General features: G+C 73.7%; 17 protein-coding genes and 2 pseudogenes. 9 read left to right on the top strand and 10 right to left on the bottom strand.

What is annotated here, in order from left to right:
* Window positions 1-2: 2 nt before the first annotated feature.
* The 7 genes and pseudogenes from ACLQ2X_RS13560 to ACLQ2X_RS13530 all read right to left on the bottom strand — a co-directional run bounded on the left by ACLQ2X_RS13560 (window position 3) and on the right by ACLQ2X_RS13530 (window position 4,353).
* On the bottom strand, window positions 3-1,793 hold the full coding sequence (locus ACLQ2X_RS13560) for an N-acetylglutaminylglutamine amidotransferase (RefSeq protein WP_425681349.1): 1,791 nt from the start codon (window positions 1,791-1,793) through the stop codon (window positions 3-5).
* Between the two features lie 198 nt (window positions 1,794-1,991).
* Window positions 1,992-2,072, bottom strand: a pseudogene (locus ACLQ2X_RS13555) (peptide-methionine (S)-S-oxide reductase MsrA); the annotation flags it as partial.
* A gap of 28 nt (window positions 2,073-2,100) precedes the next feature.
* A complete protein-coding gene (locus tag ACLQ2X_RS13550; protein WP_425681348.1) occupies window positions 2,101-2,553 on the bottom strand; it encodes a GNAT family N-acetyltransferase in 453 nt (150 codons plus the stop codon).
* A 90-nt stretch (window positions 2,554-2,643) separates the two neighbouring features.
* Window positions 2,644-2,721, bottom strand: a pseudogene (locus ACLQ2X_RS13545) (peptide-methionine (S)-S-oxide reductase MsrA); the annotation flags it as partial.
* A 64-nt stretch (window positions 2,722-2,785) separates the two neighbouring features.
* A complete protein-coding gene (locus ACLQ2X_RS13540; RefSeq protein ID WP_425681347.1) occupies window positions 2,786-3,034 on the bottom strand; it encodes a hypothetical protein in 249 nt (82 codons plus the stop codon).
* A 169-nt stretch (window positions 3,035-3,203) separates the two neighbouring features.
* The gene (msrA, locus tag ACLQ2X_RS13535; protein ID WP_425681346.1) at window positions 3,204-3,863 is read right to left on the bottom strand and encodes a peptide-methionine (S)-S-oxide reductase MsrA; all 660 of its coding nucleotides are present in this window, start codon (window positions 3,861-3,863) and stop codon (window positions 3,204-3,206) included.
* Window positions 3,864-3,939: 76 nt separating this feature from the next.
* Window positions 3,940-4,353, bottom strand: coding sequence for an HIT family protein (locus ACLQ2X_RS13530; protein ID WP_425681345.1), 414 nt, complete (start codon window positions 4,351-4,353; stop codon window positions 3,940-3,942).
* A gap of 133 nt (window positions 4,354-4,486) precedes the next feature.
* Here ACLQ2X_RS13530 and ACLQ2X_RS13525 point away from each other — a divergent pair, with 133 nt between their 5' ends.
* The 3 genes from ACLQ2X_RS13525 (at window position 4,487) to ilvA (ending at window position 8,361) form a co-directional block, all read left to right on the top strand.
* The gene (locus ACLQ2X_RS13525; RefSeq protein WP_425681344.1) at window positions 4,487-5,629 is read left to right on the top strand and encodes a cystathionine gamma-synthase; all 1,143 of its coding nucleotides are present in this window, start codon (window positions 4,487-4,489) and stop codon (window positions 5,627-5,629) included.
* 16 nt (window positions 5,630-5,645) lie between these two features.
* The gene (locus tag ACLQ2X_RS13520; protein WP_425681343.1) at window positions 5,646-7,058 is read left to right on the top strand and encodes an amidase; all 1,413 of its coding nucleotides are present in this window, start codon (window positions 5,646-5,648) and stop codon (window positions 7,056-7,058) included.
* An 82-nt stretch (window positions 7,059-7,140) separates the two neighbouring features.
* Window positions 7,141-8,361 (top strand): threonine ammonia-lyase, encoded by a 1,221-nt coding sequence (gene ilvA / locus ACLQ2X_RS13515; protein ID WP_425681342.1) that lies wholly within the window; start codon window positions 7,141-7,143, stop codon window positions 8,359-8,361.
* Window positions 8,362-8,494: 133 nt separating this feature from the next.
* Here the strand turns inward: ilvA and greA are convergent, their stop codons facing one another.
* Both greA and ACLQ2X_RS13505 read right to left on the bottom strand, forming a co-directional pair.
* The gene (gene greA, locus ACLQ2X_RS13510) at window positions 8,495-8,995 is read right to left on the bottom strand and encodes a transcription elongation factor GreA (protein WP_425681341.1); all 501 of its coding nucleotides are present in this window, start codon (window positions 8,993-8,995) and stop codon (window positions 8,495-8,497) included.
* A 132-nt stretch (window positions 8,996-9,127) separates the two neighbouring features.
* Window positions 9,128-9,562, bottom strand: coding sequence for a DUF4307 domain-containing protein (locus tag ACLQ2X_RS13505; RefSeq protein WP_425681340.1), 435 nt, complete (start codon window positions 9,560-9,562; stop codon window positions 9,128-9,130).
* A gap of 245 nt (window positions 9,563-9,807) precedes the next feature.
* Between ACLQ2X_RS13505 and mca the strand changes: the two genes are divergently transcribed.
* From mca to purE, 6 genes are all read left to right on the top strand, one after another.
* The gene (gene mca, locus ACLQ2X_RS13500) at window positions 9,808-10,689 is read left to right on the top strand and encodes a mycothiol conjugate amidase Mca (RefSeq protein WP_425681339.1); all 882 of its coding nucleotides are present in this window, start codon (window positions 9,808-9,810) and stop codon (window positions 10,687-10,689) included.
* Window positions 10,690-10,737: 48 nt separating this feature from the next.
* Complete coding sequence (locus ACLQ2X_RS13495; protein ID WP_425681338.1) at window positions 10,738-11,022, top strand: hypothetical protein; 285 nt, start codon at window positions 10,738-10,740, stop codon at window positions 11,020-11,022.
* 179 nt (window positions 11,023-11,201) lie between these two features.
* A complete protein-coding gene (locus tag ACLQ2X_RS13490) occupies window positions 11,202-13,733 on the top strand; it encodes a putative bifunctional diguanylate cyclase/phosphodiesterase (protein WP_425681337.1) in 2,532 nt (843 codons plus the stop codon).
* A 49-nt stretch (window positions 13,734-13,782) separates the two neighbouring features.
* The gene (locus tag ACLQ2X_RS13485) at window positions 13,783-15,819 is read left to right on the top strand and encodes a thioredoxin domain-containing protein (RefSeq protein ID WP_425681336.1); all 2,037 of its coding nucleotides are present in this window, start codon (window positions 13,783-13,785) and stop codon (window positions 15,817-15,819) included.
* Between the two features lie 73 nt (window positions 15,820-15,892).
* Window positions 15,893-17,053: a 5-(carboxyamino)imidazole ribonucleotide synthase gene (locus ACLQ2X_RS13480; RefSeq protein ID WP_425681335.1), complete on the top strand. Its 1,161-nt coding sequence runs from the start codon at window positions 15,893-15,895 to the stop codon at window positions 17,051-17,053.
* On the top strand, window positions 17,050-17,541 hold the full coding sequence (gene purE, locus ACLQ2X_RS13475) for a 5-(carboxyamino)imidazole ribonucleotide mutase (protein ID WP_425681334.1): 492 nt from the start codon (window positions 17,050-17,052) through the stop codon (window positions 17,539-17,541). The genes ACLQ2X_RS13480 and purE overlap by 4 nt, the downstream gene beginning before the upstream one ends.
* 344 nt (window positions 17,542-17,885) lie before the next feature.
* Here the strand turns inward: purE and ACLQ2X_RS13470 are convergent, their stop codons facing one another.
* Complete coding sequence (locus ACLQ2X_RS13470; RefSeq protein ID WP_425681333.1) at window positions 17,886-22,793, bottom strand: SCO7613 C-terminal domain-containing membrane protein; 4,908 nt, start codon at window positions 22,791-22,793, stop codon at window positions 17,886-17,888.
* Between the last annotated feature and the right edge of the window lie 125 nt (window positions 22,794-22,918).

Below are 22,918 nucleotides of genomic sequence, written 5' to 3'. Positions count from 1 at the left end.
GGTCAGTCGATTCCGTGGCTCTGGAGCCACATTTCCAGAAGTCCCAGTTGCCACAGCTTGTTTCCGTTCAACGGGGTCAGTTCGGCATTGGGGTCGGCGAGCAGCGAGTCGACGTAGTCGGCGCGGAACAGATCACGGCGGCGCGCCTGCGGGGCGGTCAGCGCGTCGCGTACCCGGTCGAGGAGCTTGCCCTCCAGATGGGTCAGGCCCGGCACCGGGAAGTAGCCCTTCGGCCGGTCGATGACCTCGTGCGGCAGGACCCGCCGGCCGATCTCCTTGAGCACGCCCTTGCCGCCCTGGGCCAGCTTCAGCTCCGGCGGGCAACTCGCGGCCAGTTCCACGAACTCGTGGTCGAGGAACGGCACCCGGGCCTCCAACCCGTGCGCCATGGTCATGTTGTCGACCCGCTTCACCGGGTCGTCGGTGAGCATGACCTGGGTGTCGATCCGCAGGCCGGCGTCGACCGCGGTCTGCGCGCCGGCCCGGGACAGGTGCGCCGCCACGAACTCCCGCGCCGGGTCGCCGTCGGCCAGCCACGCCGGGTTGAGCACCCGGGCCAGCCCGGCCGCGTCCCGGTCGAAGAACGCCTTCGCGTACGTGTCGAGCGCCTGCTCCCGGTCCACCCCGGCCAGCGGCGGGTACCAGTGGTAGCCGCCCAGGATCTCGTCCGCGCCCTGCCCCGACTGGACCACCTTGACGTGCCGGGCGACCTCCTGGCTGAGCAGCCAGAACGCGACGCAGTCATGGCTGACCATGGGCTCGCTCATGGCCGCGACGGCGGACTCCAGCGGCGGCAGCAGGTCGCCTGTGGGCACCCGGATCTGGTGGTGGTCGGTGCCGAACGTCTTCGCCACCAGGTCGGAGTAGACGAACTCGTCACCTTCCCGGCCGCCCACCGCGTCGAAGCCGATGGAGAACGTGGCCAGGCCGGAGCGGCTCTGCCCCTCACCGGCCAGCAGCGCGACCACCAGGCTGGAGTCGAGGCCGCCGGAGAGCAGCACGCCGACCGGCACGTCGGCCACCATCCGGCGGCGTACGGCGGTGGTGAGGGAGTCGAGCAGGGCGTCCTGCCAGTCCCGCTCGGACCAGTCGGCCCGCTCGGCGGCCCGGCCGAACGTCGGGTCCCAGTAGACCCGCTCGCGGGTGGAGCCGTCCGCCTCGTACACCCGAACGGTGGCCGGCGGCAGCTTCGTGACGCCGCGCAGGATCGTCCGCGGCGGCGGCACGATGCTGTGGAAGCTGAGGTAGTGGGCCAGCGCCACCGGGTCGATGGTGGTGTCGATGCCGCCGCCGGCCAGCAGCGCCGGCAGGGTCGAGGCGAAGCGCACCACGCCGGGGCTCTCGGCCAGGTAGAGCGGCTTGATGCCGAGGCGGTCCCGGGCCAGCACCAGACGGCCGGTGTCGCGTTCGCTGATCGCCACCGCGAACATGCCGATCAGGTGGTCGACGAAGTCGAGCCCCCACTCGGCGTACGCCTTGATGACGACCTCGCTGTCCCCTGTGGAGAAGAAGTGGTGGCCCTTGGCCTGCAGCTCGGCGCGCAACTCGCGGTAGTTGTAGACGCAGCCGTTGAAGACGCCGGTCAGGCCCGCGGCGGCGTCCACGATCGGCTGGCCGCTGGCGGCGGACAGGTCGATGATTTTCAGGCGTCGGTGTCCCAACGCGGTCGGGCCCTGCGACCAGATGCCGCTGTCGTCGGGTCCTCGGTCACTCATCGTGGCCGCCATCCGCTCCACGGCCGAGACATCGGCGCGTGAACCGTCACGGCGGAACTCTCCCGCAAGTCCGCACATAGCAACCAATGCTGCCAGAGGTTGTTACGCAGCGCCTGTTGGGACGATGACGAACGTGTGACAGGTTGCTACCATGCGCCGCCACCCACGGTGGCCGGTGGTGGAGAGCTCGGTTCGTGCCTCCGGGGGGCCGGTGCCGGAAACGGACCGGGCCCGCGGTGTGACGAACACCGCAGGGCCCGGACCGTGGACGTGGGGTCAGCCGGCGGTGCGGGCCACGCCGACCGGGCAGCTCAGCCCGTTGGGTCCGTGGTTGCAGTAGCCGTTCGGGTTCTTCGACCCTGGCGGACGGTGTGCTACTGGCCGCCTAGCCCGCCGATCTCTGTAGGAGTTGTCGGGACGACTCGAAGCCCAGCCGTTCGTACACCGGGACCGCCCTGCGACCGGATTGAACCGTTACGCGGAGGGCCCCGAGGTGTGCCGCATGCTCGGACGCAGCCTCCACGAGCGCCGAGCCGATCCCCTGGCCTCGCTGGTCCGGCACGACGAAGACGCTCTGTATGTCGGCGGACAGCCGACGTGTCGCTTCAGGTCGTGGCACGCGAGGGACGAGCGCGACCCAGGCCATGCCGACGATCTCGGGTCGGCGGAGTCGAGCGACGAACGCCAGGTGCGAGTCCCGGTGGGCTTCCCACCACCGAGCAAGCTCCGCTGTGAATGCGTCAATGGACGGCTGTGCTGGCTCCTCATGAAGACTGTCCAGCCACAGCAGCCGGGCCAACTCCGGGACGTCGTCCGCACCCGCCTGACTGATCCGCACGAGGCGAGTCTGCCACCGCCGGAGTGCGCCGGTCACACCCAAGTCAGCGCTGACGCGGATCCGCAGACCCGCACCAGCGCTGTGCCGGAATCAGGCCGTCTTGGCCACACCCACCGGGCAGGTCATGCCGTTCGGCCCGTGGTTGCAGTAACCGTTCGGGTTTTTCGATCCTGGCGAGCGGTGTAGTGCTTCGGTGCGGGCCGCGTCCACCGCCGAGCGGATTGTGGGGCATCTAGTCGCCGAGGAACAGCAGGTATCGGTGGGGTCGGAGCGGAACCTGGCGGGCCAACTTGAGCAGAGCGGCCGCCGTGGCCCGTACCGCCTCGGACCCGGCGCTCTCAAGCGACTCAAGCTCCGGGATCAGCAACTGCATCTGGACGACGTTGAACCGCGTGTCGCCGTACTCGTCGACATAGCCGAGCATGGGACAAGATCGCTCGCGTGCTGCCTCGACCAGCTCGTTGATGTCGTGCCCTGCCACCGCATCGACGGTAGCGCCGTGATAGTCCGTCAGTCTCGCACTGATACCCATGACCAAATTGTTGTCGAGTCGGTCCTCGGCTCGGTCGGAGGGGCGTCACGCCCCACTGGGCTCGCGGTGTGACGGAGCCTGGCGCGGATCCGGGGACCCGCGCCAGCGCTACGGCAGGTCAGGCCGTCTTCGCCACGCCCACCGGGCAGGTCATGCCGTTCGGGCCGTGGTTGCAATAACCGCCCGGATTTTTCGTCGGGGCCAGGTACTGCTGGTGGAGGTCCTCGGCGAAGTAGTAGTCACCAAGCGGGGCGATCTCCGTGGTGATCTCGCCCTTGCCGGCGCGCGCCACGATCGGCGCGAACGCGTCCCGGGACGCCTTGGCCTCGGCGAGCTGCTCGTCGGTGGTGGTGTAGATCACCGAGCGGTACTGCGTGCCCACGTCGTTGCCCTGGCGCATGCCCTGGGTCGGGTCGTGGTTCTCCCAGAAGACCTTGAGCAGGTCGGCGTAGGCGATCTTCGACGGGTCGTAGACCACCTGGACCACTTCGGCGTGCCCGGTCATGCCCGAGCAGACCTCCTCGTACGTGGGGTTGGTGGTGTACCCGCCCGCGTAGCCGGCGGACGTGGTGAGCACGCCGGGGAGGGTCCAGAACAGCCGCTCGGCACCCCAGAAGCAGCCCATCCCGAAGACGGCGACCTGCGCGCCCCCGGGGAACGGACCCTTCAGCGAGGACGGCAGCACCTCGTGCCGGTCGGCGATCGGCATGGCGATCGGACGGCCCGGCAGGGCCTGGTCCGGAGTGATCATTTCGGCCTTCATGCGGCGGAGGAACACGGTGGGACTCCTCTCTTGGCTTTCCCAGCGTGTGCAACAGCGCCGGTCCCCGGATCCTTACCCGCAGGCGTCGACCTCAGGCCAGCGTCGCCGAGATACGGGCGGCGAAGTCCGCCGCCTCGGCGTCGTCGGCGTAGCGGGTACGCGGCCAGAAGAAGCCGCGCAGCCCGTCGCCCTTCGTGCGGGGCACCACGTGGGTGTGCAGGTGCGGAACCGACTGGGACACCCGGTTGTTCATCGCCACGAAGGTGCCGCCGGAGCCCAGACCGGCCTCCACGGCCACCGTGATCCGCTGCACCAGCCGGAAGTAGCCGGGCAGCGCGTCGCCCGGCAGGTCGGCCAGCGTCACCAGATGGGTGCGGGGCACCACCAGCACGTGCCCCTTGAACACCGGCCGGGTGTCCAGGAACGCGAACCCGTCCGGCTCGTCGGCCACCACGAAGGCCGGCACCTCGCCGGCCAGGATCCCGCAGAACACGCACCCGCTCATCGACCCAGGTTAGGTCCGGACGACCGACGGCGGTCACCCGACAAGCCGGTCGTCCGCACCTCGTCGGCGGGAAGACCGTCCATCTGGTCGGGCTGCCGGCGACCGGGCGGGCGGGCGGACTAACGTCTCGGGAATGAGCCAGGGCTTCGAGACACTCGCCATCCACGCCGGTCAGGACCCGGAGGCCCGCACCGGCGCGGTGATCCCGCCGATCTACCAGACCAGCACGTACGCCCAGGACGCCGTCGGCGCGCCCCGTGAGGGCTACGAGTACAGCCGCTCCGGCAACCCGACCCGGGACGCGTTGCAGGAGTGCCTGGCCGCGTTGGAGGGCGGCCCGGTGGCGCTCGCCTTCGCCAGCGGCCTGGCCGCCGAGGACACCCTGCTGCGTGCCCTCTGCAAGCCGGGCGACCACGTGGTGATCCCGGACGACGCGTACGGCGGCACCTACCGCCTGTTCGCCAAGGTGGCCGAGCGCTGGGGGTTGGCGTACACCCCGGCGAAGGTGTCCGACCCGGACGCCGTGCGCGCGGCGATCCGCCCCGGCGTCACCCGGATCGTCTGGGTGGAGACGCCCACCAACCCGCTGCTCGGCATCGCCGACATCGCCGCGCTCGCGGCGGTGGCACACGACGCGGGCGCGCTGCTGGTGGTCGACAACACGTTCGCCTCGCCGTACCTGCAGCAGCCGATCGCGTTCGGCGCGGACGTGGTGGTGCACTCCACCACCAAGTACGTCGGCGGGCACTCCGACGTGGTCGGCGGCGCGCTCGTCGCCGCGGACCGGACGCTCGGCGAGGAGTTGCGCTACCACCAGAACGCCCTCGGCGCGGTCAACGGGCCGTTCGACGCCTGGCTCACCCTGCGCGGCATCAAGACCCTCGGGGTACGGATGGACCGGCACTGCGACAACGCCGAGCGGATCGCGGCGTTCCTGGACGGGCACGCCAAGGTCGCCCAGGTCATCTACCCGGGCCTGCCGTCGCACCCGGGACACGACGTGGCCGCGAAGCAGATGCGCCGCTTCGGCGGCATGATCTCGTTCCGCGCGGCGGGCGGGGAGGAACACGCCGTCGAGATCTGCAACCGGACCCGGTTGTTCGTGCTCGCCGAGTCGCTCGGCGGCGTCGAGTCCCTGATCGAGCACCCGGGTCGGATGACACACGCCAGCGCTGCCGGCTCGCCGCTTGAAGTTCCCGGCGATCTCGTGCGACTGTCTGTCGGCATCGAGACGGCCGACGACCTGCTCACCGATCTGGAGCAGGCCCTGGGCTGACCGCTGGACGGGGAGGGTGGCAGTGCCGGACATCTTGCCGACGACCTGGGTGGGGGCGACCGCCAAACAGATCGCCCGCGGAGTACGCCGCGGCGACGTATCCGCCACCCAGGTGGTGGCCGACCACCTGGACCACCTGAGCCGGGTGGACGGTGAGCTGGCCGCGTTCCGCACGGTGCGCGGCGGCGAGGCGATCACCGAGGCGGAGAAGGTCGACGAGCAGGAGGAACTGGCGAACCTGCCGCTGGCCGGGGTGCCGGTCGCGGTGAAGGAGAACACGCCGGTGGCCGGGCTGCCCACCTGGAACGGGTCGGCCGCGATGCGTACCGCGGTGGCGGAGGCCGACCACGAGGTGGTCCGCCGGCTGCGCGGTGCGGGCGCGGTGATCCTCGGGGCCACCCGGATGCCGGAGCTGGGCCTGTGGGCGCTCACCGACGACGACAGCGGGGTGACCCGCAACCCGTGGGACCTGACGCGTACCCCCGGCGGCTCCTCCGGCGGCGCGGCCGCCGCGGTGGCCGCCGGGCTGGTGCCGATGGCGCACGGCAACGACGGTCTCGGCTCGATCCGCATCCCGGCGGCCTGCTGCGGCCTGGTCGGCCTCAAGCCCGGCCGCGGCGTGGTGCCCTGCCAGCTCGGCGCGGACGACTGGTTCGGCCTCACCGAGCACGGCATGCTGACCAGCACGGTGGCCGACGCGGTGGTCGGCTTCGAGGTGCTGGCCGGGCGCCGGCCGGACAAGCTGGCCCCGCCGCCCCGGCTGCGGGTGGGTGTGTCACTGCGTTCCCCGGTGCGCGGTGTGTCCGCGGACGCGCCCAACCGGGACGCGGTCGCCGCCGCCGGCCGGCTGCTGGCCGCAGCCGGCCACGACACCGTGCCCACCGACCCGGTCTACCCGACCCGGCTCGGCCTGCAGGGCATCGCCACCTGGTTCGCGGCGGCGGCAGCCGACGTGCGCGCGGCCGGGGTGGCGCCGCGCCAGCTCCAGCGGCGCAGCCGCCGGCACGTCGCCCTCGGCGAGTGGGCGCACCGCCGCGGGTACGTCCGCGAATCCGACCGGGCGGCCTGGCGCGAGCGGTCGGTGAACTTCTTCGCCGACAACTCCGTCGACCTGCTGCTCACCCCGGCGCTGGCCGGGCCGCCGCCGGAGGCCGCCGGCTGGTCTGGGCGGTCCTGGCTGGCGAACATGTCGACGAACATCCGGTACGCCCCGTACGCGGCGCCGTGGAACATCGCTGGCCTGCCGGCGATCGTGGTGCCGGTCGGCCGCCGCCCGGACGGGCTGCCGGTGGGCGTGCAGTTCGTCGGCCCGCCCGGCTCCGAGCTGCTGCTGCTCGGCGTGGCCGGCGAGTTCGAGATGCAGGCGCCGTGGGCCCGGCACGCCCCCGGCTACCCGCGCGTCGGAACGGGGTCGCCGGCCGCCGCGTGACACCGGCGCCCGCCAGCCGGAGGGAACGGTCGTCGACGGCGTCGGCGCGGCCCGCACCCGGGGCGGGTGGCACGATCGGGGCATGACGGAACTGGTCGGCCTCGCCGACGTACAGGCCGCGCGGGAACTGCTCGCCGGTGTCACCCGGACCACCCCGCTGGAGCCCTCCCGGCCGCTCAGCGCCGCGCTGGGCGGGCCGGTCTGGCTCAAGTGCGAGAACCTGCAACGCGCCGGGTCGTACAAGGTGCGCGGCGCGTACGTGCGGATCTCCCGGCTCTCCGCCGAGGAACGGGCCCGCGGCGTCGTCGCGGCGAGCGCCGGCAACCACGCCCAGGGGGTGGCGCTCGCCGCCGGGCTGCTCGGCGCGCACGCCACCGTCTTCATGCCGGTGAACGCGCCGCTGCCGAAGGTCGCCGCGACCAAGGGGTACGGCGCACAGATCGAACTGGTCGGCAACACGGTGGACGAGGCGCTGGTCGCGGCGCAGGCGTTCGCGGAGCGGACCGAGGCGGTGCTCATCCACCCGTTCGACCACGCCGACGTCATCGCCGGCCAGGGCACCGTGGCGCTGGAGATCCTGGAGCAGTGCCCGGAGGTGCGCACCATCGTGACCGGGGTCGGCGGTGGCGGGCTGATCTCGGGCATCGCGGTGGCCGCCAAGGCGCTGCGTCCGGACGTACGGGTGATCGGGGTCCAGGCGGCGAGCGCCGCGGCCTTCCCGCCCTCGCTGCGGGCCGGCGAGCCGCTGCGTCTGCCGTCGTTCGCGACGATCGCCGACGGGATCGCCGTCGGCCGTCCCGGCGAGTTGACCTTCACCCATGTCCGCAAGCTCGTCGACGACGTGGTCACGGTCTCCGAGGAGGACATCTCCCGGGCGTTGCTGATGCTGCTGGAACGGGGCAAGCAGGTGGTCGAACCGGCCGGCGCGGTCGGCGTGGCGGCGCTGCTGGCCGGTGTGGTGGAGGTGACCGCGCCGGTGGTCGCGGTGCTCTCCGGCGGCAACATCGACCCGTTGCTGATGCTCCGGGTGATCGAACACGGGCTGGCGGCGGCCGGTCGGTTCCTGCGGATCACCGTGCGTTGCTCGGATCGCCCCGGGCAGCTCGCGTCGCTGCTCGGCGAGATCGCCGAGCATCGGGCCAACGTGGTGGACGTGGTGCACCAGCGGGCGCATCCGCACCTGCGGCTCGGCGAGGTGGAGGTGGCGTTGTCGGTGGAGACCCGCGGGGTGGCGCACTCGGACACGCTCATCGGCGCGTTGCGGGCCAGCGGCTACCAGGTGGTGTTCACGGGCGAGGGCTGAGCCCGCACCGGTACGCGAACGCCCCGGCCGGGTGGTCCCGGTCGGGGCGTCGACGTGGGTGGCACGGGTCCGAGGAGTCTGTCAGCCTCGGTCGGGTCGGACCCGAGCCGTCCGGCGCGGGTCCGGAGGGGTGTCAGCCGCTGTACGGCTCGAAGGAAACGATCGTCACCTTGATGTCGGCCCCGCTGGGTGCCGTGTAGGTGCAGGTCTGTCCGGCCTTGCCGCCGAGGATCGCCCGGCCGAGAGCGGACTCGGGGCTGTAGACGGTGAGGTCGGTGGTGGCGGAGATCTCCCGGGAGCCGAGCAGGAACTGCTCGCTGTCGTCGGCGTCGTCGTCGAAGTAGATCGTGACGACCATGCCCGGCGCCACCGCGTCGGTGGTCGGGGCCTCGCCCACCTTCGCGGTGCGCAGCAGCTCCTTGAGGTAGAGGATGCGGCCCTCGGCCTTGCCCTGCTCCTCGCGGGCGGCGTGGTAGCCGCCGTTCTCCCGCAGGTCACCCTCCTCGCGCCGGGCGTTGATCTCGGCGGCGATGACCGTCCGGTTGGCGATCAGCTCGTCGAGCTCTGCCTGCAGGCGGTCGTGGGCTTCCTGGGACAGCCAGGTGGCGGGCGCCTCGTTTCCTTGGGTGGACACAGGCGATCTCCTCGGTTGTGCGGACTGGCTGACAGGTGAACATCCGAGGTTACCAGTGCCGTTCGCGTCGGGGTGTGAGCGAACGCCCCGGGCGCCGGCGAGGGGTGCGGGGTGGAGGGCCGGTGGTGCGGGTCAGCCGGCCGGGCGGCAGCGCACCACCTCGCCGATGAACGGCCGGGCGGTGGTGGGTACCTCGTGCCGGGTCCGGACGTGACGCTGGCCGGGCTCGGCGGTCACGGTGGCCTCGGCGTGGCCCACCTCGGCGCCGTCGTGGGTGCGGGCCCGCAGCAGGCAGGTGGCGGTGCCGCCCGGCGGCACGGTGACCCGGAAGTCGACCACCACCCCGGAGTCGGTGATGTCGGTGTAGCTGATCATCTCGCCCCGGTACTCCGGGTCGCCGTACTGCTGGTAGAGCTTCGTCGCGGCCAGTCCGAGGCCGGCCAGCAGGACCGCCACCAGCAGAGCGAGCAGGACCGGCCGGCGGCGTCCCGGCTCCCGGCGTCGGCCGTACCGGCCGGGCGGGAAGGCCGGCGACTGCGCGGCGACTGTGGCGTGCGTCTCGCTCACCGGCGGCTATCTCCTGGCGTTGTTGTCGGCGGTATCGGCAAGAATGGCTAGGTCCATCTTCCCAGCCCGGTGCTGAGTCAAGGATGGCAGGTCGGCTTCGACCGACCGGCGTGGCCCTGGTCACCGCCGGGGGCGGTCCCGACCTGTCACCACGGGGGCTCTCGCCCGGGCGGGGGAAGATTCCGGCAGGTCAGCCGGTCGATCGTGGCGGTCGTCCGGCGGGCACCAGACGAGGAGTGCCGAAGGTGGCAGAGCAGCTACGTCTCATGGCGGTGCACGCCCATCCCGACGACGAGTCGAGCAAGGGCGCCGCCACCATGGCGAAATACGTCGCCGAGGGGGTGGACGTCCTGGTCGTCACAGCCACCGGCGGTGAGCGGGGCAGTGTGCTCAACCCCAAGATGGACCGGCCCGACGTCTGGGCCGCCATCGGGGACATCCGGCGTGCCGAGATGGACGCCGCCCGGGCCATCCTCGGCGTCGAGCAGGCGTGGCTCGGTTTCGTCGACTCGGGGCTGCCCGAGGGCGACCCGTTGCCGCCGCTGCCGGAGGGCTGCTTCGCCCTTCAGGACGTGGACGTCGCCGCCGCGCCGTTGGTGCGGCTGATGCGGCAGTTCCGTCCGCACGTCGTCACCACGTACGACGAGGAGGGCGGCTACCCGCACCCCGACCACATCATGACCCACAAGGTCACGGTGGCGGCGTTCGACGCGGCCGGCGACCCGGAGCGCTACCCGGAGTTGGGCGAGCCGTGGCAGCCGCTGAAGCTCTACTACGACGTGGGCTTCTCCCGCGCCAAGATCATGAGCCTGCACGAGGCGGTGCTCGCCGCCGGACTCGAATCGCCCTACGGCGACTGGATGAAGCGCTGGGAAGATCGCCCCGACAAGGGCGCCCGGGTCACCACCCGGGTCGAGTGCGCCGACTACTTCCCGGTCCGCGACGACGCGCTGCGCGCCCACGCCACCCAGATCGACCCGGACGGCTTCTGGTTCCAGGTGCCGATGGAGGTGCAGCAGCGCGCCTGGCCGACGGAGGACTTCCAGCTCGCCCGCTCGCTGGTGGACAGCCCGGTGCCCGAGTCCGACCTCTTCGCGGGCGTGCGGGAGGCGTGCCGTGCCCACTGACCGGGCCGAGGGCTACCCTGGTGGCCAGCCGCACATCGGAGGAACACCATGCTGACCACCGCCCAGGTGCTCGCGGAGAACAACTTCGGTGACACCCGTACGGGTGGTCTGGCCGGGCCGATGGGCCTCTTCCTCATCGTCGCGTTGGCCACCGTCACCGTCCTGCTGATCCGCAACATGAACGCCCGGCTGCGCCGGCTGCCCGACCGCTTCCCGCAGCAGGGCGGCCCGGAGCGGGTCCAGTCCACCGTCTCCGATCCGACAGACGGGGCCGACGCGCAGGATTCACCCACGAACTCCCCCACGGGCCCTCAGCAGCATCGGAACAGCTGAACACCACGTGAATCACGTCGAAGCCGGTCGTCGCCCCCTGTTGCGGCCACCGGCTTTGGCTTAGCCTTCCGCCGGGGGGACCGTCAGGCCCCGGACCCTGGGCGGAAGGGGGCGCCGATGTCGGAGTCAGCCACGACCCCCGACCGTGCCCCGGGTCGACCCGTCGACGGGGCGGCCACGTGACCTCCGAGTCGACCGACCGCCCGCCGGGCCGGGCCGGGCCGCGCGACACACCGGTGCCCGTCGTCGTGCTGACCGTCGCGATCGCGCTCACCGGGTTGCTGGCCGCCGTGTGGGGTCTCACCGTCGCCGAGCACCTGCCGGCGGGCCACCCGCCGTCCGGTCCGGCGCGGTTCGGCCTCGCCGCAGTCGTGTTCGCCGTTGCCCAGCTCGCCCGGCTGCGGTTCCGCGCCGCCTCCGGCATGGTCAGCATCACCTGGGGCGAGGCCGCGCTCGTCATCTGCCTGTGGCTGGTGCCGACCGGTTGGCTGCCGGCGGCGGCACTGCTCGGGGCGGGCGCCGCCTGGATCGTGATGTCACTGGCCGCCGACCGCCGTCCGGTGCCGGAGCTGGTGCGGATCATCGGTTCGCTCACCATCGCCGCCGCGCTCGCCGCAGCCGTCGCCGGTGCCCTGGGCCGGCCGTTGCTCGCCGCACCCACCTTCGAGCTGGCCCTGGCGCTCAGCGTCGGCGCGGTCACCTACCTCCTCACCACCGCCGTGCTGGGCGCCGCCACGTTGGCCCTGCGGCACGGCATGCCGATCGGGCCGCCGCTGCTCGCCGCGCTGCGCGGCAAGCTGCCCATGTTCGTCGGCAACGTGGCGGTCGGCCTGGCGGTGGTCGCGTTGCTCGAACTCGACCCGCGCTGGCTGCTGCTCCTGCCGCCGCCGCTCTGGCTGCTCCAGCAGACCTACCGGCACCGGCTGCGGGCCGACCAGGAGCGGCGGACCTGGCGGGCGTTCGCCGAAGCCACCGCCGCGCTCAACCGGCTCGACGAACGCGGCGTGGCGACCGCCGCCGTGACCGGTGCGCTCACGCTGTTCGGCGCCGAACGGGTCGAGGTCGACGTGGCCCGCGGCGAGGGGCACTGGCGGCGCTACCGGGCCGACCGCGGGGGACCGGTGCACGACCTGGAGACGGAACCCGCGACGCCCGCCGACACCGGTGGGCACGAACTGGTGCGGCGGCTGGCCGTGGGCACCACCGAGGTCGGGCGGCTGCGCGTACGGTTCGCCCGGTCCGCCCCGCCCAGTGCCCGGGAACGCGACGGCGTGGCGGCGTTCGGCGACGCCCTGGCCGCCGCCCTGCACGACGCGGCCACCCACCGGGAACTGCGGCTGGTCACCGCCCGCTCGTCGTACGAGGCGGTGCACGACCAGCTCACCGGCCTGCTCAACCGGGCGGCGCTGTTGGCCAAGGGCGACCAGGCGTTGCGGCAGCGCCCGCACGACCACCCGGTGGCCCTGCTGCTGCTCGACGTGAACCAGTTCAAGGAGGTCAACGACACCCTGGGGCACTCCGCCGGCGACCAGTTGCTGCGGCTCACCGCCGATCGGCTGGCCGCCCTCACCCGCGCCGGCGACCTGCTCGGGCGCCTCGGGGGTGACGAGTTCGCGCTGCTGCTGACCTCGGCGCCGATGGTCGGGGACCGGGCCGCCCCGCTGGCGTACGCGCTGCGTCAGGCCCGGGAGGTCGCCGAGCGCCTCGCCGTCCCGACCGAGGTGGCCGGGGTGCGGATGTCCGTCGAGGTGGCCGTCGGCGTGGTCGTCGCCGACGCGGGGGCCGCCGACCTGACCGAGCTGCTGCGGCGCGCCGACATCGCCATGTACCAGGCGAAGGAGGGCGGCGGCAGCGTCGCCACGTACGACAGTTCCCGGGACGCGGCGAGCACCGACCACCTGGCGTTGCTCGCGGAGCTGCGGGAGGCCCTGGCCGCCGACGACCAGCTGGTGCTGGCGTTGCAGCCGGCGGTGGATCTGGCCACCGGAGCGCCGACCGGGGTGGAGGCGCTGATCCGCTGGCGGCACCCGCGCCGGGGCTGGCTCGGCCCGGCCGATTTCATCCGCCCGGTGGAGAACAGCGAACAGCTCGGCACCTTCACCCGGTACGTGCTGGACAAGGCGCTGGCCGTGGCGGCGAGCTGGGCCGGGGACGGGTTGGACGTCCCGATCTCGGTGAACCTGTCGGCGCGCAGCCTGCTCGACCCGCGGTTGCCCGCCGAGATCGCCGACGCGCTGCGCCGCCACCAGGTCCCGCCGCACCGCCTGGTCCTGGAGATCACCGAGACCGTGGTGATGAGCGAGCTGGAGGTCATCGACGAGGTGTTGGCCACGCTGCGTGCCATGGGTGTGCAGCTCGCCGTCGACGACTTCGGCACCGGCTTCTCCTCGCTGACGTTCCTCACCCGGATCGCGGTGGACGAGCTGAAGGTGGACCGGTCCTTCGTGCTCCGGATGGCCGACTCGCCGGAGGCGGCGGCGATCGTCCGGACCACCGTGGGGCTCGCGCACGAGCTGGGGCTGCGGGTGGTGGCGGAGGGCGTGGAGACCGCCGAGCAGCGCAGCGCGCTGGCCGAGTTGGGCTGCACCGCCGCCCAGGGTTACCACTTCTTCAAGCCGATGCCGGCCGACAAGATCGCCGCGGTGCTCGGGTCACTGCGGGACGCGGCCCGGGGCAACGTGTTTCCGCTGCGCGCCGACGGCGCCTCCTGACCGGGCCGCACCGGCGGCGGCGGGCCCGGGTGGCGGCTAGGGTCGGGTGGTGAACCGACTCGCCGAGGCCACCTCGCCCTATCTGCTCCAGCACGCGGACAACCCGGTCGACTGGTGGCCCTGGTGCGAGGAGGCGTTCGCCGAGGCGAAGCGGCGTGACGTGCCGGTGCTCATCTCCGTCGGCTACGCGGCCTGCCACTGGTGCCACGTGATGGCCCACGAGTCGTTCGAGAACGAGGCGGTGGCCCGGCTCATGAACGACGACTTCGTCTGCGTCAAGGTCGACCGGGAGGAACGCCCCGACGTGGACGCGGTCTACATGACCGCCACGCAGGCGATGACCGGGCAGGGCGGCTGGCCGATGACGGTCTTCGCCACCCCGGACGGCACGCCGTTCTTCTGCGGCACGTACTTCCCCCGCGCCAACTTCGTCCGGCTGCTCGGGTCGGTCGCCACCGCCTGGCGTGACCAGCGGGAGGCGGTGCTGCGTCAGGGCGCGGCCGTGGTCGAGGCGATCGGCGGCGCGCAGGCCGTCGGCGGCGTGACCGCCCCGCTCACCGCCGAACTGCTCGACGGTGCCGCCGGTCAGCTCGCCCGGGAGTACGACGAGACGAACGGCGGGTTCGGCGGCGCGCCGAAGTTCCCGCCGCACATGAATCTGCTGTTCCTGCTCCGGCACCACCAGCGCACCGGCTCGACGCGGAGCCTGGAGATCGTCCGGCACACCTGCGAGGCGATGGCCCGCGGTGGCCTGAACGACCAGCTCGCCGGCGGTTTCGCCCGCTACTCGGTGGACGGCCACTGGACCGTGCCGCACTTCGAGAAGATGCTCTACGACAACGCGTTGCTGCTGCGGGTCTACACCCAGCTGTGGCGGCTCACCGGCGACCGGTTGGCCCGCCGGGTGGCCCGGGACACCGCGCGCTTCCTCGCCGACGAGATGCACCGTGCCGGGGAGGGTTTCACCTCCGCGTTGGACGCGGACACCGGCGGCGTGGAGGGGCTCACCTACGTCTGGACGCCGGCCCAACTGGTCGAGGTACTGGGGGAGGACGACGGCCGCTTCGCCGCCGACCTGTTCGAGGTCACCGAGGGCGGCACGTTCGAGCACGGCACGAGCGTGCTGCGGCTGGCCCGGGACGTCGACGACGCCGACCCGGCGGTGCGGGCCCGCTGGCAGGACGTGGTGGGGCGGCTGCTGGCGGCCCGCGACACCCGCCCGCAACCGGCCCGCGACGACAAGGTCGTGGCCGCCTGGAACGGTCTCGCGATCACCGCCATCGCCGAGTTCCAGCAGGTCGCAGCGCTTCTGGTGTCCGCCGGCGACGAGGACGCGAACCTGATGGACGGCGTGCTCATCGTCTCCGAGGGCGCGATGCGCGACGCGGCCGAACACCTGGCCGCGGTGCACCTGGTGGACGGCCGGCTGCGCCGGGTGTCCCGGGACAAGGCCGTCGGCGAGCCGGCGGGGGTGCTGGAGGACTACGGCTGCGTGGCCGAGGCGTTCTGCGCGCTGCACCAGCTCACCGGCGAGGGACGGTGGCTGACCCTGGCCGGTGAGCTGCTCGACGTGGCGCTGGCCCGCTTCGCCGCGTCGGACGGCGGCTTCTACGACACCGCCGACGACGCCGAGCGCCTGGTCACCCGGCCGGCCGACCCCACCGACAATGCCACCCCGTCCGGCCGCTCGGCGATCGTCGCGGCGCTTGTGGCGTACGCGGCGCTGACCGGGGAGACCCGTTACCGGGAGGCGGCGGAGAAGACGCTGTCGACGGTCGCGCCGATCGTCGACCGCCATGCCCGGTTCACCGGGTACGCGGCCACGGCCGGCGAGGCGCTGCTGTCCGGGCCGTACGAGATCGCGGTGGCCACCGACGACCCGGCGGGTGACCCGCTGGTGGCCGCCGCACGCCGGCACGCCCCGCCCGGTGCGGTGGTGGTGGCCGGCGCACCCGACCAGCCCGGTGTGCCGCTGCTGGCCGGGCGGTCGCTCGTCGACGGGCGGCCCACCGCGTACGTGTGTCGGGGCTTCGTCTGCCAGCGGCCGGTGACCACCGTCGAGGACCTCGTGGCGCAGCTCGGCTGAGCCTCGGCCGTGCCCCCGGGACCGCCGCCCTCGCGGCCCGGCCCGGGGGCGGCCCTTATAGGCTGGCGGCGCTATGGACTCCCGTACCGGTCTTCCCGTCGTGGGCATGGTGGGTGGCGGCCAACTGGCCCGGATGACCCATCAGGCCGCCATCGCACTCGGCCAGTCGCTGCGCGTGCTGGCTCTCGCCCCGGAGGACGGCGCGGCGCTCGTCGCCGCCGACGTCCAGTACGGCGACCACACCGACCTGGCCGCCCTTCGCACGTTCGCGAAGGGCTGCGACGTGGTCACGTTCGACCACGAGCACGTGCCCGACGCGCACATCCGCACGCTCACCGACGAGGGTGTGAAGCTGTTCCCGCCGGCCGACGCGCTCGTGCACGCGCAGGACAAGCGGGTGATGCGGGAGCGGCTCGGCGAGTTGGGCGCCCCGAACCCGGCCTGGCGTCCGGTGGAGTCCCCGGCCGACCTGATCGCCTTCGGGGGGGAGACCGGCTGGCCGGTGGTGCTCAAGGCCGCCCGGGGCGGCTACGACGGCCGGGGCGTCCGGATGGTGGACGACGCCGACCAGGCCGCCGAACTGGCCGCGACGCTGCTCGACGGCGGCACGCCGCTGCTGGTCGAGGAGCGGGTGGCGCTGCGCCGGGAGCTGGCCGTGCAGGTCGCACGGTCGCCGTTCGGGCAGGTCGCGGCGTACCCGGTGGTGGAGACGGTGCAGCGCGACGGCATCTGCGTCGAGGTGCTGGCGCCGGCGCCCGACCTGGCCGAGGAGCAGGCGGTCGCCGCCCAGCAGCTCGCCATCGACCTGGCCACCGCGCTCGGTGTGGTCGGCCTGCTCGCGGTGGAGCTGTTCGACACGCCGGCCGGGCTGGTCGTCAACGAGCTGGCCATGCGGCCGCACAACTCGGGGCACTGGACCATCGAGGGGGCGCGGACGTCGCAGTTCGAGCAGCACCTGCGGGCGGTGCTCGACTACCCGATGGGCGACACCTCGCTCACCGCGCCGGTCGTGGTGATGGCGAACGTGCTCGGCGGGGAGCCGGGCGGGATGTCGATCGACGAACGGCTGCACCACCTGTTCGCCGCCGACCCCGGCGCCAAGGTCCACCTGTACGGCAAGCAGATCCGCCCAGGCCGCAAGATCGGGCACGTCACGGCGCTCGGGAACGACCTGGCCGACGTGCGGGCCCGGGCGGCGCTTGCCGCCCGCTGGCTCCGGGAGGGGCAACAATGAGCAGCGTCGGGCTGATCATGGGCAGTGACTCGGACTGGCCGACCATGCGGGCCGCGGCCGAGGCGCTCGACGAGTTCGGCGTGCCCTACGAGGTCGGTGTGGTCTCGGCGCACCGCACCCCGGTCAAGATGATCGAGTACGGTCGGACCGCCGCCGAGCGTGGTGTCCGGGTGATCATCGCGGGCGCGGGTGGGGCGGCCCACCTGCCCGGCATGGTCGCCTCGGTCACCCCGTTGCCGGTGATCGGCGTCCCGGTGCCGTTGAAGTACCTGGACGGCATGGACTCGCTGCTGTCCATCGTGCAGATGCCGGCCGGGGTGCCGGTCGCCACCGTGTCCATCGGCAACGCCCGTAACGCCGGCCTGCTCGCCGTGCGCATCCTGGGCGCCTCCGACGCGGCGTTGCGCGAGAAGATGGTCGCCTACCAGGCGGGCCTGGAGGATCTGGTCGCCGAGAAGGAAGCCGCGTTGCGGGCGTCGCTGGCCTGACCTCGTCACTCCACGTGTTTCTACCGGGCAGTCACTCAGAGCGACCGATCGGGGCGGTGCGTGAGGATGCCCTCCGCCGCCTTTGCTCTGCAGCCATCGACGCAGCACGCAGTTGACCTGTGGCGCGGCGCTGCCTCGCAGATGACGCGACGAGAATCCTCATCACGACGGGTGACTGCTGCGTCCGTGGGTGCAGAGCAAAGGCGGACGAGGGGCACCGACCCGGCGCGGACCGTCGACACGGACTGTCACCGAACTGCGCCGGTCGGGCCGGGTGTCTCGGACCGTGCGAGGCCGAGCCGCCGAGGGACGTCGCGCCGGCCGGATGTGCTGCGAGCCGGTACTCATCGCATTCCGCGCAGCGCGGTCTGCAGGCGCTCCTGGGCCCGGCGGCGGCGTTCGTTGCTCGCGCCCAGCACCAGCAGGACGATGCCGACCGGGATCAGCACCAGCCACGGGCCGAGGCTGAACAGCGCGTGCACCGCGGCGATCGCGGTCACCGTGGCGCCCACGATCACCGGCGCCTGCTGGCGGCTGCTCGAACCGAAGATCAGCACCGCGACGGCCCCGAGCAGCAGCAGCACCTGACGCAGCATGCTGGACTCGGTGGCCACCACGATCGCCAGCGTCGGCAGGAACGCGGTGACCAGCGCCGGCCCGTACGCCACCCAGCTCGACAGGTCGGGCCGGTGGCGCAGCTGCAACACCCCGACCAGCAGGGCGAGCGCGGCGAACGGCAGCGTGTACGCCTCCGGCAACGCCACGTCGGCCACCCGCATCAGGATCCACCAGGCGCTGATCTCGCAGGCCACCACCGCCCAGAACAGCAGGTTGCGTTCCATCGGGCGGCGCCCCGGACGGGTGGCCGCGACCCCGAGGACCGCCCCCCAGGCGGCCAGCAACGCGGCGATGTGCCGCGGAGAGTCGTACGCCAGGGCCAGCGCGATGAGCGCCGCCCCGAAGCCGCTCCACTCGACGGTGGCCGCCTCCCGGTACGCCTCAGGCCGGCGCAGCCGGGGCAGCGTGGCGGCGAACACCTGCAGGGCGGCGCCGACCGCGAGCACGCCGAAGGCGGACCAGACCGCGGCCAGCCCGGACACCAGGCCGAGCGTGAGCACGAACAGTTGGGCCATCAGCGAGCCGAACAGCCAGCCCAGGATGCGGGCCCGCTGGGTGGTGCCGAACAGCGCGGCGACGGTGCCCACCCCGACCGCGCCGCCGAGCGTCAACAGCGTCAGGTCGCGGGCGGCCAGGCCGCCGCACAGCCCGGCGCCGCCGGCGGCCAGCCCGATCGCGAAGACCAGCACCCGGGTGACCCGGATCGACCGGGCCGGCTCGGCGAGCGCCGGTGGTGGGGTCAGCGCCAGCCCGAGCATCGAGAAGGTGAACACCACGAGCGCGGCCAGGGCGGTCACCGGCCAGCCCTGGCCCAGGGCGACCGGCGCGATCAGCATGGTCAGCGCCGCACCGGGCAGGATCACCGGCACCGCACGGGACCGGCGACCACCGCTGAACCCGGTGGCGGCCAGCGCAGCCGTCAAGGTCAGCAGAAGCGCGGTGAGCACGTGGGTGGGGTTCACCGCCTCCGGCGGCGGGGTCAGCAGCTCCGGCGGCGCCCCCTGCCACACCCGGCTCAGCGCCCCGTACGGCGAGAACAGCGCCACCACGAGCGACGGCGCCAGCGTGGCCAGTGCCAGCGCGACGGGCAACGCCGCGGCGGCCAGCGCGCCGGCCGCCGGGCTGACCCGCCAGCGCAGCTCGGGTTCGTCCGGTTCGCGGCGTAGCGCGCCGTTGAGCAGCACGGTCCAGCGGCGGACCGGCCGACCCGAGCCGGCAGGTGGGACGGTGGCGGCCCGTACCAGTTCGGCGAGCACGCCGAGCAGCGCCGCGGCGGCGGCGAACACCCCGGCGGGCAGGTCTACCCAGAGCGCGGCGGCGGCCGTGATGGTGGCCGCGCCGACCACGGCAACGCTCGCGTACGGCAGGTACTGCGGCACCTGACGGCGAACCGCCGCGACCGCGGCCAGTCCGAGACTTGCGGCGGCCAGCGAGGCGGTCAGCACCACCTGCGACGGGCGGCCGAACTCGGCGGACATGGCGGCCACCGCGCCGGGCAGCGCCAGCAGCGCCGCCCCGGCCGCCGCGCCACCCACCTGCACCAGGTGCGGCGGCATGCCCTCGGTACGGACGTCGTCGACCTGCGCCGGCGCGAACACCCGAGCCAGCGCGGCCACGGTCACCCCGATCAACGCGATGCTGCCCAGCGCCAGCGCGGTGGTCCACGGCCGCACCAGACCGGCGCCGGCCGCGTGCAACGCGACCACGCCCGCCACGGTGGCCCGGGACAACGCCGCCCGGGGGTCCACGGCGGACACCGCCGCCACCCCGTAGACCGTGGCGACCATGGCGCCCACCAGCACCGGGGACCACCAAGGCAGGTCGAACGCGGCGGGCGTGGCGACGGTGGCCAGCACGACGGCCGCGCCGGAGATGTCGTACTTCCAGGGCGCCGGCAACAGGATGGCGGCGGTCACCGCCAGCAGCACCAACGCGACCGGTGCCTGCCAGGTCGACCCGCCGGTGGGCGCGGCCGGCCAGCCACTCAGGTCGCCGGCCCAGATCGGGCCGGGAGTGGCCAGCACGCCGAGCCCGCCACGCCCCGCGCTCCAGCCGGCGATCAGGCCGATGAGCGTGCCGCCGGCCGCGATGCCGAGGATCGGGCCGCGTCGCCACTCCTCGGGCAGTGCCCGCGCGGCCACCGCCACCAGCAGCACCAGCGCGGAGGCCACCACGAGCTGGCCGCCCGGGGCGAGCACCGCGGCGATCCGGGCCATCGTGGCGACGAGCGCCACCGTGGTCGCGGCGAGGGCCAGGTCGGAGCCGTCCAGGGACATGTCGGCGCGGCGCCCGGCGTCGATCCGGGGGGCCAACGCCAGCAGCGCGGCGGCGATCAGCAGCAGGCCGCCCAGCCAGGCGTCCGCCGAGGTGGCGCCGGGCGCGCCGAACCCGGCGGCGGCGACGGCCACCGCCCCGGCCACCGTGCCGAGCGCGTGCGGCATGCTCAGGTGCCGCTGCGCCACCTGCACCAGGGCGGCGTAGCCGAGCGTGACGCAGACGCCGAGGAAGCTCGCCGCGAGGATCGGCACGGTGATCTCGCGCAGGTTCGCCGGGGTGGCGACCGGCGGGGTCGGCACGGTGGCGGCGACGAACGCGGCGACGGCGCCGGGCAGCGCGAACGCGGCACCACCGGCCGCCCAGGCGGAGACGGTCTCGGTGGCAGCGGCGGCGAGCCGGACCCGCGGCGCGAGGGAGACCAGCGCCCCGGCCAGGAAGAGCACGGTCAGCGCGGCGGCGGTCAGCCCTGGCCGGGCGAGCGCGGCGCCGGCGCCGATCAGGCCCAACGCGCCCGCGGTGACCGCGTGCACCACGGCGGCGCGTTCGGTGCCGGCGGTGAGACCGAGCACGCCGACGGCGACCGCGGTCAGCAGCATCGGCCAGCAGGCCGCCGCCCATCCCAGACCGAGGGAGGCCGGCACGGCGAGCGCGGTGAGGGCGGCGCCGACCACCGCGAACTCGCGCCGGATCTCCGGCGGCAGCGCGATGATCGCGGCGACGGTGAGCAGCAGCGCGCTCGCGGCGAGCTGCCATCCGGTCGGACCGACCGCCCGCGCCAGTTCCGCGTGCCACCCGCTCAGGTCGGCCGACCAGGCCGGCAGGGACGCCCGCACCGGGGCCAGTCCCGCCCGCAACGCCCCGCCGGCGACCACCAGGCCGCTGACCGTCAACGCCACCGCGGAGGCGATCTGCGGGCCCCGCCGGGCCGATTCCGGCACGGCGCGGACGGCGAGCCCGGTGAGCGCGATGACCGCGGCGATGGGCAGCAACGACCGGCCCGGCAGGGCCACCGAGGCGACCCGGCCGAGCGCGCCGATCACCGCCAGGGTGAGGATGCCGGCGCCCACGTCCGGCAGCGGCGGCCGGCGCACCAGCAACGTCCCGGCCAGGGCGACCAGCGCGGCGAGCAGCAGCGCCGAGCCCGCGCCCGCGGCCGGCGGCACGGTGGTGGCGCGCAGCAGGGCGGTGACCGCGTACGCCAGCGCCACCGCGACCGCCGCGCCGTGCAGCAGCCAGGTCAGCTCGGGCAGCCAGGGCACCGGTCGGGCGGTGGCGGCGGTCGGGCCCGGCGGCGGTTGGCCACCGAGCACCTCGGCGGACTCCTCCGGGGCCGACTCGGGCCGGTCGTCGTGGGCGCGTTGCCGGGGCGGGTCGGGCCGCTGCGGCGCGGTGGTCGGCAGATCTTGGCGCACCGGCCGTTCACGTGTCACCGTCGAGCGGACCAGCACCAGGTCCAGCACCGCCACCATGGTGAGCACCAACGCCCAGCCGGCCGGTCCGGTGATCCGTTCGTAGGCCAGCAGTGGCAGCACCGGCTGGGCGGCCAGCACGGCGGCGAAGCGGGGCGCGCGCAGGCCGGTGCCGTACGCGTACCCGAGGGCGGCCAGGGTGGTGACCAGGAAGATCGACGCGGCGAACGCGGCACCCGAGGACCCGCCGCCGATCCGGTCGACGGCCCAGAGCGCGTACCCGGCCAACGGCAGCAGCAGCAACCCGACCGCGGCGATGGTCTCGGCGGTCGAGGTGAGCCCTCGCCGGGCCAGCACCGGCGGGGCGAGTAGCAGCAACGCGGTCGCCACCAGCAGCACGGCGAGCCGGCCCAGCGCGTCCATCGAACTGGTGGCGACGGCGGCGAACACCACCGCGGCCACGGCGAGCAGCAGCGCGCCGAGCCCGAGCGGGATGTTCTGCACCTCCCGCGAGGACGCCTCCGGCGGGTGTTCCGGGTCGTCGGCGTCCAACCACCGCGGCCGGCCCCGCGGCGGCGACGGGGGTGGTTCGTCCGTGCCCGGCGGTGCGGCGCCCTGGCGGGGCACCCGGGGTGGGGCGCCGGTGGCGGCGGTGGGCGGGCGGCGGCCCGGACGGCGACGCAGCACCCGGCGGGTCCGGGTGGCCTGCCGCGTCCGTTCCTCACCGGCGTGCGCCAGGATGTCCCGCTGGAAGAGTGCGGCCTGCATCTTGGCGGCGATCTGCCGCTGCTCCCGGGCGATCTCGGCGTCGCGGGCCTTCATCTCGGCGATCGAGCGTTCGATGTCGACCAGGTGCTGAGCCCACTGCGGCTGCTCGGCGCCGCAGTGCGGGCAGCGCACGGCAGGCTTGATGTCCCGCCGGCACGAAGCGCACCTGAAGCTCTCCACGACAGTCTCCCGTCCGCCCGCGCCCCCGCACTGTGGAACTCCCAGAGGCAGCATGCCCTGAGCGCGCCCGGATTTCGACCGTTGCCGGCGCGTTCCGGGAAACAATAAGGACCGGCCGGGCGGGA

This window comes from Micromonospora sp. DT31 (assembly GCF_049841795.1).
Classification (GTDB): Bacteria; Actinomycetota; Actinomycetes; order Mycobacteriales; family Micromonosporaceae; genus Micromonospora.
This window is presented reverse-complemented; position numbering and strand designations above follow the sequence as displayed.